This window comes from Pantoea graminicola (assembly GCF_048452665.1).
Lineage (GTDB): Bacteria > Pseudomonadota > Gammaproteobacteria > Enterobacterales > Enterobacteriaceae > Pantoea.
In genome coordinates this window covers 45,014-58,622 of record NZ_JBLWSJ010000012.1, presented here as the reverse complement: position 1 = coordinate 58,622, position 13,609 = coordinate 45,014, and the positions used below count along the sequence as shown (strand labels likewise).

Below are 13,609 nucleotides of genomic sequence, written 5' to 3'. Positions count from 1 at the left end.
ACATGAGCGATCAACAGAATACCGGCGGCAGTAATATCCGCCTGATGATGGGTCTGATAGCCGCCGGCGCAGTGGCGGTCGTGGGCGGGGGCTATACGCTGTACAGCTACTTTGCTGCGCCAGCACCGGAGACCTCCCGCGTTAATCTGACTCAGGTGGGCAGCAGCGTTCAGGTAAACGCACCGGAACAGCAGGATTACCGTGAGCGACTGCGTGAAAGCAACGCAGAGGGTGCGCGGGCTGCTGCAGCCCGGAACACGAGTTTTATTGCCAGCGTTCCGCTGCAGCAGGACGTGGTCACGCCAAAGCCTGTTACCGCGGTGACGCCGGTCGCGGCGGCTGCGCCTCCCCGCCAACAGCAGGCCAGCGGACGCACGCCGGAGCAGGAAAAAGCCCTCACGGAGGCGCGTGCAAAGTCGCTAGGTATGCTGCTGGCAAAGATGCAGGCGGAGCCGCAAGCCGGTGACCTGCCGACGGCTCAACTGCTGGGTGGGAAGGAAAGTGGCTGGGCAGCCTGGCGTGACTCTCAGCCGGGCAGCTACGTTCAGCAGGCTGCTGCACGCAGGAGGCAGGACGCCGGCAACGCACCGCCGGCCGCAATCGTGGTGGCACCTTACTGGCGCGGACCGGGTGAGATTTACACCGGGGTGAACTCTGACAACGGCACCACGCCAGTGCTGGGCCGCATTACCACGGGCCAGTATGCGGGCGCGGTGCTGCAGGCACCTGAAGGAGCGAAGCTGTCCGGCGATGGCGTGATTATTCATTTCACCACCATGGCGCTGAACGGCCAGAACTACCGCGTAGATGCGTACGCACTGCAGGACGACACGCTCGTGGCAAACATCGCGACTGACGTTGATCATCACTACATTCGCCGTATCGTGCTGCCCTCATTCTTTAAGGGAATTGGCGCGGCCGGTCAGCTTTACGCGCAGGCCAATACCCAGCTGCTGAGTAATGGTTTTAATACCGTTACCACACGGCCGTCCACACCGGATGGCACGGCAATCGCCGGGGTTATTGCCGGTGGTACGGCAGAGCAGGCGGCACAGGTACTGACCAGTGATGCAGCCCGTCTGCCGGACCGCACCGTGACGGTAAAGAATGGAGAGGTAGTGGCCATCCAGTTTATGCGCGGCGTGTACAGCACCGATGCTGAATCACCGCAGGGTATGACGCCCTCATCCGGCAGCGGCAGGCCATCTGACGCACTGAGCAGCAACCCGACACCGACCGCCGCAGACCTGCGCGCGGAAACGCAGGCGCGCATCCGTGCCGCCGAACAGAGAGGAAACGCCCGTGAATGAATTCGAACCGCAGCCAGCAGAAACTGCGCCGGTGGCCCCGGCCGCGTCACCGCCCGTCACGAAAAAACAGAACCTGCTGACGCGCCCGGTGCTGCTGGGTTATTCCCTGCCCTGGGTTATGGTTATCATTCTGGTACTGGGTGGTATGGCATGGTACCTGTTCTGGCCCGCATCTTCGTCACAGGAGGCAAGCCAGCGGGCGTTTGGTCAGGATGCCGGTCTGCAGGCCATTCAGTCACCTGCTGCTTCAGCGCCGGCGGCGCTACAGACAGGCGGCCTCAGTGTTCCTGCAGCGGTCAGCACAGCATCAACCGCCGGCAGCGTACCGGATGACCTTGTCTCAATGATTCAGGAGGGAAAAGAGTTTGAGGCGGCCAATCGCGAGGCCATTACGCGCCTGTCTGACACTGTGCGGGCCCAGACGAAGGCATTAGCCGCCCTGCAGCAGCAGCTTGACGGCGTGGCGCAGGAGAATGTACGGCTGGGCAATCTGGTGACCGTGCTGGCCGTCCGGCCTGCTGCAGAAGCGCCCGGGACTGTCGCAGGACGTAAAAGTACGCGCTCTGCACTGGCTGGTATGCGGCTGGAAAGCCTTCAGGACGGCATGGCATGGGTAAGCTGGCAGGGCAGAACCTATGCCGTTCAGCCTGGTGACCGCCTGGGTAATGTGACCGTACGCGATATCAGCCTGACGGAGCGCAGCGTCATGACCAGTGCCGGCGTGCTTCGCTAGGGAGGCGTCATGGGAAGTTCTCTTGACGGCATTCAGATGCTGTCTAACCTGGCCTCCGGACTGCAGAGCTCGTTCATATCACTGGCCCTGACGCTGGGTTCGCTGTTCGGCGTGCTGGGCGCGGGCGGGTTTCTTGCCCGACAGTCCTGGCTGGCCCGTAAGGCACCAGGCCAGTCGGCGAGCGGCGGCGCGGTGGTGGCTTGGGTACTGCTGTGCGGCTGCCTGGTGGGACTGGATCAGCTTATAGGTGCGGGCGCGCGTCAGGTAGGTTGGCAGGTTTCCTTTGACGCCATCAGTTACGTTGACCAGGGCACATTCGGGCAGGGGGCAGTCGCTGCCAATGCCCTGCTGAGCCTGCTGCGCATGATTGGCGTGTGGTTCGTCCTCTCCGGCGTCCTGCTGTGGCGTCGGTCCCGCAAAGATGGCCATTCCGGCCTGACGGCCGGAAATGACGTTAACAGCGGAACCGTGAAATTTATTATCGGCGTGATGTTCGTGTGTAACCCCTACCTGCTTGACGCCTTACAGAAAACCCTCGGCCTGCTCTGACGCAGGCCATTCAGCAATACGTCCGCACGGACGAATTCAACCGGCCATCCGGCCATCATATAAAGGAAAATACCATGCTTACTCGCCTTTACCGCGCGGCCTTTGTCCGCGCCCTTATGCTGTCTGAAAGCCTGCGTCAGCTCACTCTTCGCGGCGTGTATGCCTGGGCCGCGCTTATCTCACCCGTCGCGATGGCAGACGGTGACCTGGCTGATATAGCTAAAAGCGGAGCTGAAGGTGCAAAGTCTATTCAGACAAGTGGAATTACGATTATTCAGGTACTGGGGTTCTTCTCCGTGGCCGGTGGGCTTCTTTCCATTAAGGCCATGAAGAACAACCCGCAGATCCGGCCCTGGATGATAGCTCTCGCCATCGGTGGCGGATTACTGGCTATTGGTATCACTGAGATTATCAAACGCGGTATGACGCAGGTGGGCCTTACGCCTGTATCGGTCAGTTGATTTCTCCGGCCGCCCTTCGGGGCGGCATTCTTACACATTATCCCCTCTGATTTTTCATTCCCGACAGGGTATTACTATGAATCCTAATCACGCCCCGGTTTCGGCGGCGGGTTCACTGTTGCCGCTCATTCCGGACGTCAGCGGTGAGGAATCACCCCCTAAGCCGGTTCCTGTTGATCCCGGTACACCGTGCCGCTGCTGCGGTACGCGCGCTCAGCGCCTCTGGCAGGGGCCGGACGCACACCCGCTCTGCACGCTGTGCTGGCTGACCTTCAATCTTGACAGCCCCACGGCTGCTCACGGGCACCTTGCCTGGCTGCCCGATGCGCAGCCGGCTGACCTCCTCAACCTGCAGCGCCGTGTTCTTATCGGGCTGCACAGCGAAATCAAAGCGGTGCGTAAAGAGTCACGGAGGGTCTGGAACTGGCTCGCCCGCCACGCACGTGAGGTAGAGGGCGAGTGGGGCACCTCCCGCGCACCGGAGTTTGCCACAGCCTTTTCGCGGCTGCCTCCGCTTAAGCGAAAACGCCTGCAGCAACGGCTGGAAGGCTGCGTGCTCATACTGCCCGCTGATGTATTCAGCGACCTGACCCTGCTGCTGCCGATGGGGCGCACCGCCGAAAGCGCCGTGCATACCCCGGCCTGGACCACCTATACCCGGAGCGACCTGTATGCCCAACCCCCTCATCCGCTGGACTGAAGAGATCATCACCGCCGCAACGCGCTTTGCTGTGTCGCGCGATCTGCCGGATTACTGCGACCTTGAAACCGTGGTGCGCCTGACTGAAGACGACCGCATCCGTCACCCGGAGCTGAGTGCGCCTTATATCATGGTCACACACAATGGCGATTACCTCTCAGTGTCTGAAATATCTGGCAGCTACCGCGAATCAGACGAAACGCTGACTGCTGAGCATGATGATGCATGGCAGGGGCGTCTGCAGCGTATGACCGAGACGCTGACCGCGCACTATCGCTACACGGGACACCGTATCAGCATCGTGCACGAGTGTGATCCTGCCGGTGGTGCGGAAGAAATCAGGCGACTGCTAATCCCGCAGTATCAGTCCCTGAAGCGTACCGGGATGAAACTGCAGTACCTGCTTGACGAACAGGTACAGAAACTTAAGCCATGGGTGAACCGCGAGCGAACCTGGCTTGTGTGCTATACCGGCAGGGGGGTACTGGCCGGACATGAACTGCGTGACGAAAATGCGCGGCTCAGCGGACTTGTGAAGAGCAGCCCCGCGGCAGCGTTCGGGCAGAACCCCCTGCTTACTGAATTGACGGGACTTAAAATCCGTCATGACGCATTTCTCTCGCAGGTTGAGCGCGCGCTGGGTGACAGCGGTAAGGGCGTGCTGATGCGCCGCATAGATGCGCATGAGGCGGGCCGTATTCTGCGCATGCAGATTGACCCCGGCACCGGCTCTGCCTGGCAGCCACTGCTGCCCGATGACCGTATCATTCCGCGTGGGGTGCGTCAGGGGGCAGATGCCACTGCTGTTCTTGCGCCCTGGCTGAAATTCCAGGTAATGGGCACCTGCGTCGATGAAATTCGCAATAATCTGCTGAAAATTAACGGTGTATGGCACGGTGCGGTGGCGGTGAACCTGGGGCCGCAGAATCCGCAGAGTTTTGCAAAATTGCGCGAGCTGATTCCGCGGAGCGTGCCGTTTCGTATCCGTAAGGACCTGATGCCGGGCGGCATGCGCCGGCTGGGCGGCAAACAGGCGGTACTGAGCTTTACCGAATGGGTGCCGGGTCTTAAGCCGATTTTTCAATCAGTCTCGCTGCTGGCCGAGCGTGAAATGCATGAGCCGGTGTGCGTAATGACCATCACTGCCGCAACCTGGGGGGATTCACCGGAGACTGTGACCCGCAACCTTACGCTGCTGCAGCAGGCGCTGACCTCCTGGGGGATCTGCGGCGTGACCCAGACCTTTGGTGACCCGGTGAAAGCATGGGTGGCCACGCTCACGGCGTCCTCTGCGTCCAGCGGCCCGTGCCTGATGTATCCGCCACTGTCCGAGGCGCTGAATCTGATGCCGCTTACGCGACCCACGACATCGTGGAATGAGGAGGGTAATGCGATATTCATCTCGCCCGACGGCAGACTGATGCCGGTAGCGCTGTCGGCATCCAATCAGACCAAGAAAACCACCATCGTAGCGGGCGAATCCGGCGGCGGTAAATCAGTACTGATCAACCGTCAGCCTATTATCCTCGCGATGAGCGCGCAGAAGCAGCTGCCTTTTTTCGCGGGCATAGATAAAGGGTTTAGTTCGACAGGGATGGTATCAATACTGCGCGCGGGGCTGCCGCCGGAACGTCAGGACGAGGTGCTGAGTATTATCCTGCGCAACGACGCCGATCACTGTCGTAACCTGTTCGATATCCAGCTAGGCCTGAACGCGCCGCTGAGTTACGAGTCTGCGTTTATGCAGAATGCTTTGTCTGCGCTCTGTATTGAACCTGAAACAGGTCTACCGCCTAACGGACGTGATACGCCAATGATTCTGCGCAGGCTTATCAGCGATTCGTTCAAGGCCTGCCGGGAGGAGCCGCGCCGCTACGAGCCGGGGCTTGTACCGGATGTCGACGCGGCATTGCAGGATGCCGGCATCTGGGAAGCACACCCGGAATATAAAGATAACCCCACCTGGTATGAGGTGCGTGACCTGCTGCAGGACGCCGGCCATACGGTGGAGGCACAGCGGGCGCAGTTTCAGTCGGTGCCGGAGCTCGCAGACATGGCCCCCCGGCTGCTCAGCCAGGATTACAGGAGTATGTACGGCGGCATTCAGCGCGATGGTAGCAGCGAGCCGCTTATTGAATATATCGCCCGCTGCCTGCGCGACGCCTGTGCGCAGTACCGCATGTTTGCCGGACGTACGCGCTTCATGATAAGCCCGAAGGCACGCGTCATCACGGTCGACATTCAGTATGTCGCTGGTGACAAGTCAGCGGCGGGCTATCTGCAGACCGGCATGATGTACCTGTTCGCCGGACACATCGCCGGCGGCGATTTTGTGCTGCCTCAGTATCAGGATGAGCTCTTTCCTGCGCTGGATAAGCGCTGGCATGCGATACACCGCGCACGCGTACAGCAGCTGGATGAGGAGGTCAAAACCAAACAGTACGACGAGATCCACAACGCCAAAGGCGTGCCCTTTATCTTCCCGATGCTTGAAACCGATAACCGTGAGGAGCGTAAGTTTGGCGTACGTACCGTGCTGTCCTCACAGTACTTCCGCGATATGCCTGACGCGCTGCGCCAGTCAGCGAATAACGTTTATATGGTCGGCGTGGACCCGGAAGACCGCAAACTGCTTAAAGAGCGTTTTAAGGTGCCGGATGTCACGCTAGACCGTTTTGAACGCATGGGCAGCGGCCCGTCCGCCGATGGCAGCGGCGTACCGTTTCTCGGCATCTTCCGCATTAAGGGTGGCAGCACCATTGCCCACATCATGAAAAACACGGTGGGCCCGGAGGAGCTGTGGGGCCACAGCACCACGCCGGTGGACATGTCGCTGCGCCGCACGCTTGAGAAGGACGTGGGTGCCGAAACATCCCGTCGCATTCTCGGCCGCTTTTTCCCCAACGGCAGCGCCGAAAAAGTCATTGAGCACCGCCGCCGCACTGCCGGCGAAACGGGCGGGGAGAGCGTCATCCGGGCGCTTGCCACCGAGCTTATCGATCAACAGGGCTACGACCTCTAACCCTTCAGGAGTACTGATATGCAACTATCCACAGTGCGGCGCCCCGCGGGGCGCCGCCTGCTTGCCGCCTGCGTGCTGGCGGCGCTGGCGGCGCTGGCGCCCAACGTTCAGGCTTATACCGTTGAAGTGATAGACAGTATTCCTATCACAACAAAGGTTGCGCCGGCGCTACAGACCATGCAGGCCACGCTGGCTGAAATCCTCTCAGCCGAAAAGGAAACCGGTACGGCGGTGGTGCAGTCAGGTGACAAAATCACCACGGCCATCACCGAGGCGGCACGCACCCAGCGCGAGGCGGAGAACTTTAACCGCCAGACGGACCGGCTGGAGAAGGCGCGGGCGTCCTACACCGTACCTGACGCCATCTGCAGCGAGTCGGCCTCGGGCACCGCTGCGCAGGTGAGCCAGGCAACCCGGGCGTCAGCATCGCGGCTTGCCGGCGGAGGTGGCGTATCAAGCGCCAACGTGCGTGAAACGCTGGCAAGCCTGCCCGTTTCCCAGCGACAGGGCGGCTACCGCAGTGCACTGATTCACGCTGCCTACTGTACGGCGGAAGAGGCGAAGCTGTACGGAGGCACGGGTCTGTGCCCGGGTGTCTCAGCCCTGCCGGGCGGTGACACCGAAGCGCGATCACTCTATGACGGCGCGGGCGAAGCGGGAAAAGCACCTGAGCTGACCTTTACTCAGGCGCAGACAGACGCGGCCATGGCTTACCTCAGTAACTCAGCAAAGCTTGACGCCGGGCGCACGCCGGGTAAGGGCGAAATACAGACTGCAACCGGTCAGGAGTATCAGGGCCTGCTGACACAATATAAGGCGATGCAGAGCGCCGCAATGCAGCCGCAGCTCGACATGGTGGCGGCGAGCCAGCCGCAGGACGCCACGCAGGCCGCACTCACCGAGGCACGGCAGGCGCCGTCGGCTGAAAGCTATTTCCAGCAGACTGCATCAGCGCAGGCGAAGCAGACCGGGACCATGAGCGAGCGGGAGTTTGAAGCGTTTGAGGTCGGGCGCCGTTACGCCAATACCGCGTGGGTCACCGACCTGCAGGCCATGGACGGTGACAACCTGGCACGTGAAATGGCGCGTCAGCAGAGTCTGGCCAACTGGCTGGCGCTCGGCATCAAAAATGAGCTGCGACAGGCCAATATCATCAGTGGCCAGCAGCTGGCGCTGGCCGCAAAAAATGAGTACGCCCCGCAGCTGCAGTCGCTGTCGGCGCAGATGAGCGCCGGCGTCAGCGCACAGTAATCCTTCCGGAGAGAACATGACAACAATTGAGAGTTTCGCGCCGGACGCCGGCGCACTTTTTTCCCTGCTAGACGCGGGTGCCGGTCCGGTGCTGGTAAACGACCCCTGTGGTGCCCTGTGGGACGAGTTCTGGCAGGCACCGCATTGCCGAAACGTGTGGCAGTCCTGGCGGCTGGCGCCCGGCCAGACGCAGGAGGGCGACGTCTGGGACGCACTGGCTGCGCTGCGACATGTTCACGCCGCGGACGGTGCCGCGGCGCTGGCCGCCGCGCTGTTTCCGCCCGCGACCCACACTGACCTGACGCGCCGCCTTATGACCTGCGTTATGACCTTTGCCAGCGATACCGGACATTTTAACGGTCAGTCCTCCGGACTCGGCGCACTGGCCGGCCAGCTCTGGGCCGATGACCTCTGGGGGGCGATAACCCGCTGGAGCCGCCAGTATCCGTATCATCTTGCTCTGCAGTCGGCACGCGCGCTGCTGACGCGTGAAGGGGCAAGCGAATCGGTGCTGGCCATCTCCAGCCGCATGACCATTTTTCACCACCCGCACGTGGCAGAGACGTTCACCGGCGCACCCGGGTTCCGCCTCAGTACGCTGCGGCTGCGCCCGGCGCAGGTCATCTTTCTGACGCCGGACATCCGCTGCATGGAAAGCGACGAGCTGACGTCGGTGTACGGCTTTCTGCTGCATGCACTGCAGTCCATGGCGTCGCTTCATAACGTTAAATTCTCACTCGCAGAGCCCGTCAGGGCTGAAGAAGGAGGTGCCCGTGAAACCTTCTGAATCAGGTACCCCGGATAAGGGCGAAAAAAAAGCGCACATTACCCCGAAGCGTGCTGGCTGGATTGCGCTGAATATTTTCCTGCCGGCATGGGAAGTGTCGAGCTGGACGCGTCATGCCGGGCGCAACGTGTCGCGCCTGTGGCAGCGCATCCGGGAGGTGACGGCCGGGCGCGGGGCAGGAGACTACCGCCCCGCAGACTGGTCACAGGCGGTTCAGGACAGCGGCCTTACGCCTGAGCGTCTTGCGCGCAACCTGCGCGTCAGCCGCTGGATCTGGTGGGGGCTGATGTGGCTGACAGGCCTGCCGGTCATGGGTTTTATGCTGATGCTGATCGCCGCAGGCAGCAGCATCAGCGGCACCGGCTGGCTGCGCGTAGGCTGCGTGATGGTTGTGCTCCTGCTGCTCGCGGTAACCGGCTTCGTGCAGGCGCTGGCGGTGAGCTACCGCCTGTGGCAGCTCTCACAGAGGCGGGTATCGGCGTCAGAAGGGGGGAGTTTTCAGGCCTACCTGCAGGAGACGCGCTGGTGCCGTCAGGTGCTGAGCGGCGGCCTTTTCTGACAGAACGCTGAGCGTCACTGTGCCGCGGTGTGGTCAGGTACATCAGCATTGCGGTCTGCGGGGCTAGGGCTACACAAACCTGCCAGGAATATTCTTAGCCACCGGAACCATCAGGTCCGGGGCACGCGAAGGAGCGCCTTACTTACACCAGAAAGAGGCAATCTATGTATATCCGACTGGATGTTTTTGCCGGCATGCTCGGGCTCAGGCCCGGCGATCTGCTGCATGCCGTACGTACGACCGGCCAGCTTGACGGTCTGCCGCTTCCGGCACGGCGTCAGGTACGCGGTGCCGCCGTGATGTTCAACCAGTCCGAAGCCATCGCATTTTCGCAGCGCTGGCAGGCCCGTAAACCCGAACCGCCTGCGCCGTCATCCGGTGAGCCGCTGATGTCCGTTGAAGCTTTTGCTGAGCAGGCAGGTATTGCCCCGCTGGCACTCTGGCAGGCGGCCACCACCGGTAAAACCCTGAAGGGCATTCCGGTTCCGGTGGCTGTTAAATCGTGTAATGGCCGGCTGATGTTTGAGCCCGCGGCCGTTACGCAGTTCCTGCAGCGCTACCAGGCTGTTCCTCTTAAACAGCGGTAAAGCACCTGTCTGCGGGCATGTGCCGGTACTGCCCGCCTTCGCTGCCTTCTGATACCGAGACTGTAATGACACGAACTGACTGGCTGTATAAATTCCGCCGTATTCATAATCCGGACACACTCGAAAAGCTTTATGAGCACCTGAGTTATACCGGCGATCCTGCTGAAGAATTTGTGATGACGCAGGCGTATGACCACCGCAAGGCGGAACTCGCCACGGGTAAACTATTCGATCGCGTACCGCAGCACGTGTGGCATTTTGTGAAGTAACCCTTTCTGACGCCGTCCTTAGCGGACGGATGTCCCCCAGCCGGTAAGCGCCGGCACGTCCAGGAATACATATCATGCTGATTAACGCACTGAGATTCATCGCCCGGGTAGGCGGTATCGTGCTTCTGCTCTGCCTGTGCCGGTCGCAGGCAGAGCCCCTGATGGAGGCCGCTTTCGCCGGAAGTTTACCCGCCACGGGCTGGGTTATCCTGATTTACCTGGTATTAATCGGCACCGCATGCGCGCTGGTGCTTCCGCTGACTGCGGCTGTCATTGTTATCAGCCTGATCTGCAGTGCGTCTGACATATTCAGGCACCATCTAAACCTTATCCTGCGGGACGCCGCCGCACTCCGCTGCGGCCGCTGATTTACCCCCCTTGTATGGCCGCACAGGCGGTATTCACTCCTTCCTATCCGGTCAGGATCTGACCTGCAGGTAAACCATGAAGCTACTGACTAAAATTCAGGCGGCAGCATTGCTGTGCGCCGCGTCCTGCCCGGCCTTTGCCGACAGCGTGGACTACCAGACCATCAGCGATGCCGCCAGCAAGACCGGTGACCTGTCCCGGCAGGCGCTGGTGATGATTTTCGGCGACGTGGTGCTCACACCCTTTCAGCCCGGGCAGGCGACACTTATCGGCTCGCTGTTTGCGCTACTAAACGGCGTACTATGCGCGGTGGCGCTGGTGTGGTTCCTCATCGTTACGCTGAAAACCCTGTTTAAAGGCGGACAGGATGGCAAGGTCTTCAGCGCTGGCCGGTCCATGCTGCACCCGGTAATGAGCTTTGCCGGCTTTATTACGCTCATCCCAACGGCATCAGGCTGGTCGCTGTCGCAGCTGGTGATGTTGTGGGCGGCATCGACCATGGGCATCGGCAGTGCCAACCTGTTTACCGACAAGGCGGCCGACATGATAAGCAGCGGCATGTCACTGGTCGTGCAGCCCACCGCACCCTCCACGCGATCGGCGGCGCGCGCCGTGTTTGAGATGAACCTGTGTAAGTACGCGACAAACAGCGAGCTTTCCTCGCTTTATCAGGACGGTCAGGCACGCACGGCGCTGATGCAGACGAAGGGCGGGAACGGCGACTACACCACCGGTAACGGCAGTGCTTTGTGCGGAAGTGCCCGCATTCCGGAGCCTTCAACCGGTGTGATGGACAGCCTGTTCGGGTCAGCGGTAAATACGGCAGGTGTCACCTCGGCGTCACGGGGCGCACTGGACACCATGCAGTCTACGCTCGATGCGGCCGCACAGGCTTACGTCGCCAGCTATCTCAGCCGGCGTGACCAGGACAGCGGCACGCTGGCTGATCCTGAAACCAGCATTCAGAACGCGGCGGCCGCGTATGAAACCACGGTGAATAACGCCCTGAACCAGCTGAACTACAAAGACTCACTGCAAAGCCAGCTGACAACGCAGCTTAAAACCTACGGCTGGATTTCGCTGGGTGCCTGGTACAATACGTTTGCGACGGCCAACAGCAAAACGAATGAGGTGGCCAATGCGGCTCCGGTGACGTCAGGCAGCAGTCTTCACGGCGAAACGGGAACCGGCGATCTTTATCATCAGGTCTTTGCGGCATATCGTTCACAGGTTCAGAATAGTACATACACGGCACCGCTCGGCACACAGACGGCTAAAGATGATGGAGCTGCTTCAAGCGCAGTTGATCCTGATGCCATATTTGTCGGTTTATTTAGAAGTCCAGTTCAGCGTTTAACAAATGCATTAGCAACTGGAAGGGTTGGAACTGAAGCCAATTTTTCAAATCAGGTTAACCCTTTAATAAAAATGCAGACAATTGGTGACTATACGTTATGGGCAACCGAAGGCGTATTGACCACTTATACCCTCGTTTATGCTGCCGCTTCTTCGGCGGATAACTCCATCCTCGGGACCGTCGGCAGGCTGATGCCATTCATTAACGTGACTGCGGCAGCTAAAGATGTCCTGGCTCAACTTTCACCGGCGGTTTATTTCCTGTTGTTGCTCTTACTTGCCGTAGGTTTCTCACTGGCGGTGTTTCTGCCTGCAGTACCGTTCCTGTACTGGATGGTGGGGGTATTTAACTGGCTGGTTAGCGTCATGGTGGGCTGTGCTGCGGGGCCGATGTGGTCTGCAACTCATCTGGGGGCTGAAGAGGATAAGGGAAGCCGCAGTGCGTATGGCTATATCTTCCTGATCGATATGATGCTGCGTCCCTCTCTGATGGTGCTCGGGTTCTTCTTTGCATCGGTTGCAGTTATGGCAGGCGGAACACTACTTAACCTCCTGTTTGGAACGGCACTGGCCAATGCAAATGCTGACTCGCTAATGGGGCTATTTAAATTGGTTGGATGGCTTCTGATTTATGCGCGCATAGCGACCTTTGGCGTAACCCGTGTATTCGGGCTGCAGGCCACGCTGGCAGATTATGTCATCACGTTTCTGGGTGGCGCGGGGATGGCCGGCATCATGGGCGGGCTGGTTGATGACGTTAAAGGCATGTTTGCAGCGACGGGCGGAGGTGCCAGAAGAACGCCAGGGCTGCAGAAAGTCACTAACCCGGAAATGCCTGATAATAAAGACGGAGTTAAGTAATTACACCTGGTGTTAATTACAGTTAAGCGTATAATTTAATCAGAGGAATTACAGCAGGAGGATGCCATGAAAACTCTACAAAGAACTGAGACAGGGTTGGATTTCAGCTGGGCTTTAATAAAAACTGTGTATTACTTTATTTATCTACCCTGCGCGTTAATAACTGCAGCACTGACTCTTATTGTCTTCATGGGTAGTTCTTCACACAATTTATATGCGACTGACTACTTTCTGTTATCACTAATGTGGATATCTATTTTAGTGCCATTAGGGTATAGAAGATTTGTTATTGCAGACAAGCGTCAGAAGCTTTTAAAAATGGTTGCACTACTTACCAGTGATGCACGTTTTAGCCCGAACAAGCAGCATCAGGTACTGGATGCAGGTCAGGGTAAATACCTGGGTATTGATATTAAATCTGGCAATATTCTGTACATCCACATGGTCAAAAAGGGCCTTGTTGATGTAATTGGCCTCACCATGCGTGACTGGAAGGAACGCGAGCTGGAGGGCAATACGCTACGGATCAATACTAAAAATCCTGATGTGCCGGTGTTGAGTATTAATGCTCACCCTACCGTGGCGAAAGAGCTCTTTAGTACGCTGGGTGCGATGAGCCATAACAGCTACCCGGAATCGTTCCCTAATGAGCCCTGGCCGCTGCACGTGGGTATCCAGAGCCGCTTTGTTGAGTTTGAACACAACGTGGTGGTCCCGCAGGTCAACTGATCCACTCTGACATCCTGACGCATTTTCTCTGACACCGGCCCCGCGCCGGTGTTTTCTTATCTGCAG

Annotated in this window: 14 protein-coding genes; all 14 read left to right on the top strand. The window is 59.4% G+C overall.

Going from position 1 to position 13,609, the window contains the following annotated elements; all coding sequences use genetic code 11:
• Positions 1-2: 2 nt before the first annotated feature.
• The 14 genes from traO to excA all read left to right on the top strand — a co-directional run bounded on the left by traO (position 3) and on the right by excA (position 13,543).
• Positions 3-1,310: a conjugal transfer protein TraO gene (traO, locus tag ACNY69_RS20550; RefSeq protein WP_418799969.1), complete on the top strand. Its 1,308-nt coding sequence runs from the start codon at positions 3-5 to the stop codon at positions 1,308-1,310.
• Positions 1,303-2,043, top strand: a complete 741-nt coding sequence (traP, locus tag ACNY69_RS20545) for a conjugal transfer protein TraP (protein ID WP_418799966.1) — start codon at positions 1,303-1,305, stop codon at positions 2,041-2,043. Before traO ends, traP begins: the two co-directional genes overlap by 8 nt.
• 9 nt (positions 2,044-2,052) lie before the next feature.
• The gene (gene traQ / locus ACNY69_RS20540) at positions 2,053-2,592 is read left to right on the top strand and encodes a conjugal transfer protein TraQ (RefSeq protein WP_418799963.1); all 540 of its coding nucleotides are present in this window, start codon (positions 2,053-2,055) and stop codon (positions 2,590-2,592) included.
• 74 nt (positions 2,593-2,666) lie between these two features.
• Positions 2,667-3,053, top strand: coding sequence for a DUF6750 family protein (locus tag ACNY69_RS20535; protein WP_418799960.1), 387 nt, complete (start codon positions 2,667-2,669; stop codon positions 3,051-3,053).
• A gap of 76 nt (positions 3,054-3,129) precedes the next feature.
• Entirely contained in the window at positions 3,130-3,753 is a 624-nt protein-coding gene (locus ACNY69_RS20530; protein WP_418799958.1) for a conjugal transfer protein, read from the top strand.
• Complete coding sequence (locus ACNY69_RS20525; protein ID WP_418799955.1) at positions 3,725-6,775, top strand: ATP-binding protein; 3,051 nt, start codon at positions 3,725-3,727, stop codon at positions 6,773-6,775. The genes ACNY69_RS20530 and ACNY69_RS20525 overlap by 29 nt, the downstream gene beginning before the upstream one ends.
• An 18-nt stretch (positions 6,776-6,793) precedes the next feature.
• On the top strand, positions 6,794-8,026 hold the full coding sequence (gene traW / locus ACNY69_RS20520; protein WP_418799952.1) for a conjugal transfer protein TraW: 1,233 nt from the start codon (positions 6,794-6,796) through the stop codon (positions 8,024-8,026).
• Between the two features lie 16 nt (positions 8,027-8,042).
• Entirely contained in the window at positions 8,043-8,813 is a 771-nt protein-coding gene (locus ACNY69_RS20515; RefSeq protein WP_418799949.1) for a prepilin peptidase-dependent protein, read from the top strand.
• Positions 8,800-9,372 (top strand): conjugal transfer protein TraX, encoded by a 573-nt coding sequence (traX, locus tag ACNY69_RS20510; RefSeq protein WP_140916801.1) that lies wholly within the window; start codon positions 8,800-8,802, stop codon positions 9,370-9,372. The genes ACNY69_RS20515 and traX overlap by 14 nt, the downstream gene beginning before the upstream one ends.
• Positions 9,373-9,536: 164 nt before the next feature.
• On the top strand, positions 9,537-9,959 hold the full coding sequence (locus tag ACNY69_RS20505; protein WP_418799946.1) for a hypothetical protein: 423 nt from the start codon (positions 9,537-9,539) through the stop codon (positions 9,957-9,959).
• Positions 9,960-10,024: 65 nt separating this feature from the next.
• The gene (locus ACNY69_RS20500; RefSeq protein WP_128086743.1) at positions 10,025-10,228 is read left to right on the top strand and encodes an Hha/YmoA family nucleoid-associated regulatory protein; all 204 of its coding nucleotides are present in this window, start codon (positions 10,025-10,027) and stop codon (positions 10,226-10,228) included.
• A 74-nt stretch (positions 10,229-10,302) separates the two neighbouring features.
• A complete protein-coding gene (locus tag ACNY69_RS20495) occupies positions 10,303-10,596 on the top strand; it encodes a hypothetical protein (protein ID WP_418799943.1) in 294 nt (97 codons plus the stop codon).
• Between the two features lie 76 nt (positions 10,597-10,672).
• Positions 10,673-12,814, top strand: a complete 2,142-nt coding sequence (locus tag ACNY69_RS20490; protein WP_418799940.1) for a DotA/TraY family protein — start codon at positions 10,673-10,675, stop codon at positions 12,812-12,814.
• Positions 12,815-12,880: 66 nt separating this feature from the next.
• Positions 12,881-13,543, top strand: a complete 663-nt coding sequence (excA, locus tag ACNY69_RS20485) for a plasmid IncI1-type surface exclusion protein ExcA (RefSeq protein ID WP_418799937.1) — start codon at positions 12,881-12,883, stop codon at positions 13,541-13,543.
• The last annotated feature ends 66 nt before the right edge of the window (positions 13,544-13,609 follow it).

Excerpts from the sequence above, each read along its gene's own strand:
- traO (WP_418799969.1), top strand. The coding sequence starts at position 3 with ATGAGCGATCAACAGAATACCGGCGGCAGTAATATCCGCCTGATGATG.
- traQ (WP_418799963.1), top strand. The coding sequence starts at position 2,053 with ATGGGAAGTTCTCTTGACGGCATTCAGATGCTGTCTAACCTGGCCTCC.
- ACNY69_RS20535 (WP_418799960.1), top strand. The coding sequence starts at position 2,667 with ATGCTTACTCGCCTTTACCGCGCGGCCTTTGTCCGCGCCCTTATGCTG.
- ACNY69_RS20530 (WP_418799958.1), top strand. The coding sequence starts at position 3,130 with ATGAATCCTAATCACGCCCCGGTTTCGGCGGCGGGTTCACTGTTGCCG.
- ACNY69_RS20525 (WP_418799955.1), top strand. The coding sequence starts at position 3,725 with ATGCCCAACCCCCTCATCCGCTGGACTGAAGAGATCATCACCGCCGCA.
- traW (WP_418799952.1), top strand. The coding sequence starts at position 6,794 with ATGCAACTATCCACAGTGCGGCGCCCCGCGGGGCGCCGCCTGCTTGCC.
- ACNY69_RS20515 (WP_418799949.1), top strand. The coding sequence starts at position 8,043 with ATGACAACAATTGAGAGTTTCGCGCCGGACGCCGGCGCACTTTTTTCC.
- ACNY69_RS20505 (WP_418799946.1), top strand. The coding sequence starts at position 9,537 with ATGTATATCCGACTGGATGTTTTTGCCGGCATGCTCGGGCTCAGGCCC.
- ACNY69_RS20500 (WP_128086743.1), top strand. The coding sequence starts at position 10,025 with ATGACACGAACTGACTGGCTGTATAAATTCCGCCGTATTCATAATCCG.
- ACNY69_RS20495 (WP_418799943.1), top strand. The coding sequence starts at position 10,303 with ATGCTGATTAACGCACTGAGATTCATCGCCCGGGTAGGCGGTATCGTG.
- ACNY69_RS20490 (WP_418799940.1), top strand. The coding sequence starts at position 10,673 with ATGAAGCTACTGACTAAAATTCAGGCGGCAGCATTGCTGTGCGCCGCG.
- excA (WP_418799937.1), top strand. The coding sequence starts at position 12,881 with ATGAAAACTCTACAAAGAACTGAGACAGGGTTGGATTTCAGCTGGGCT.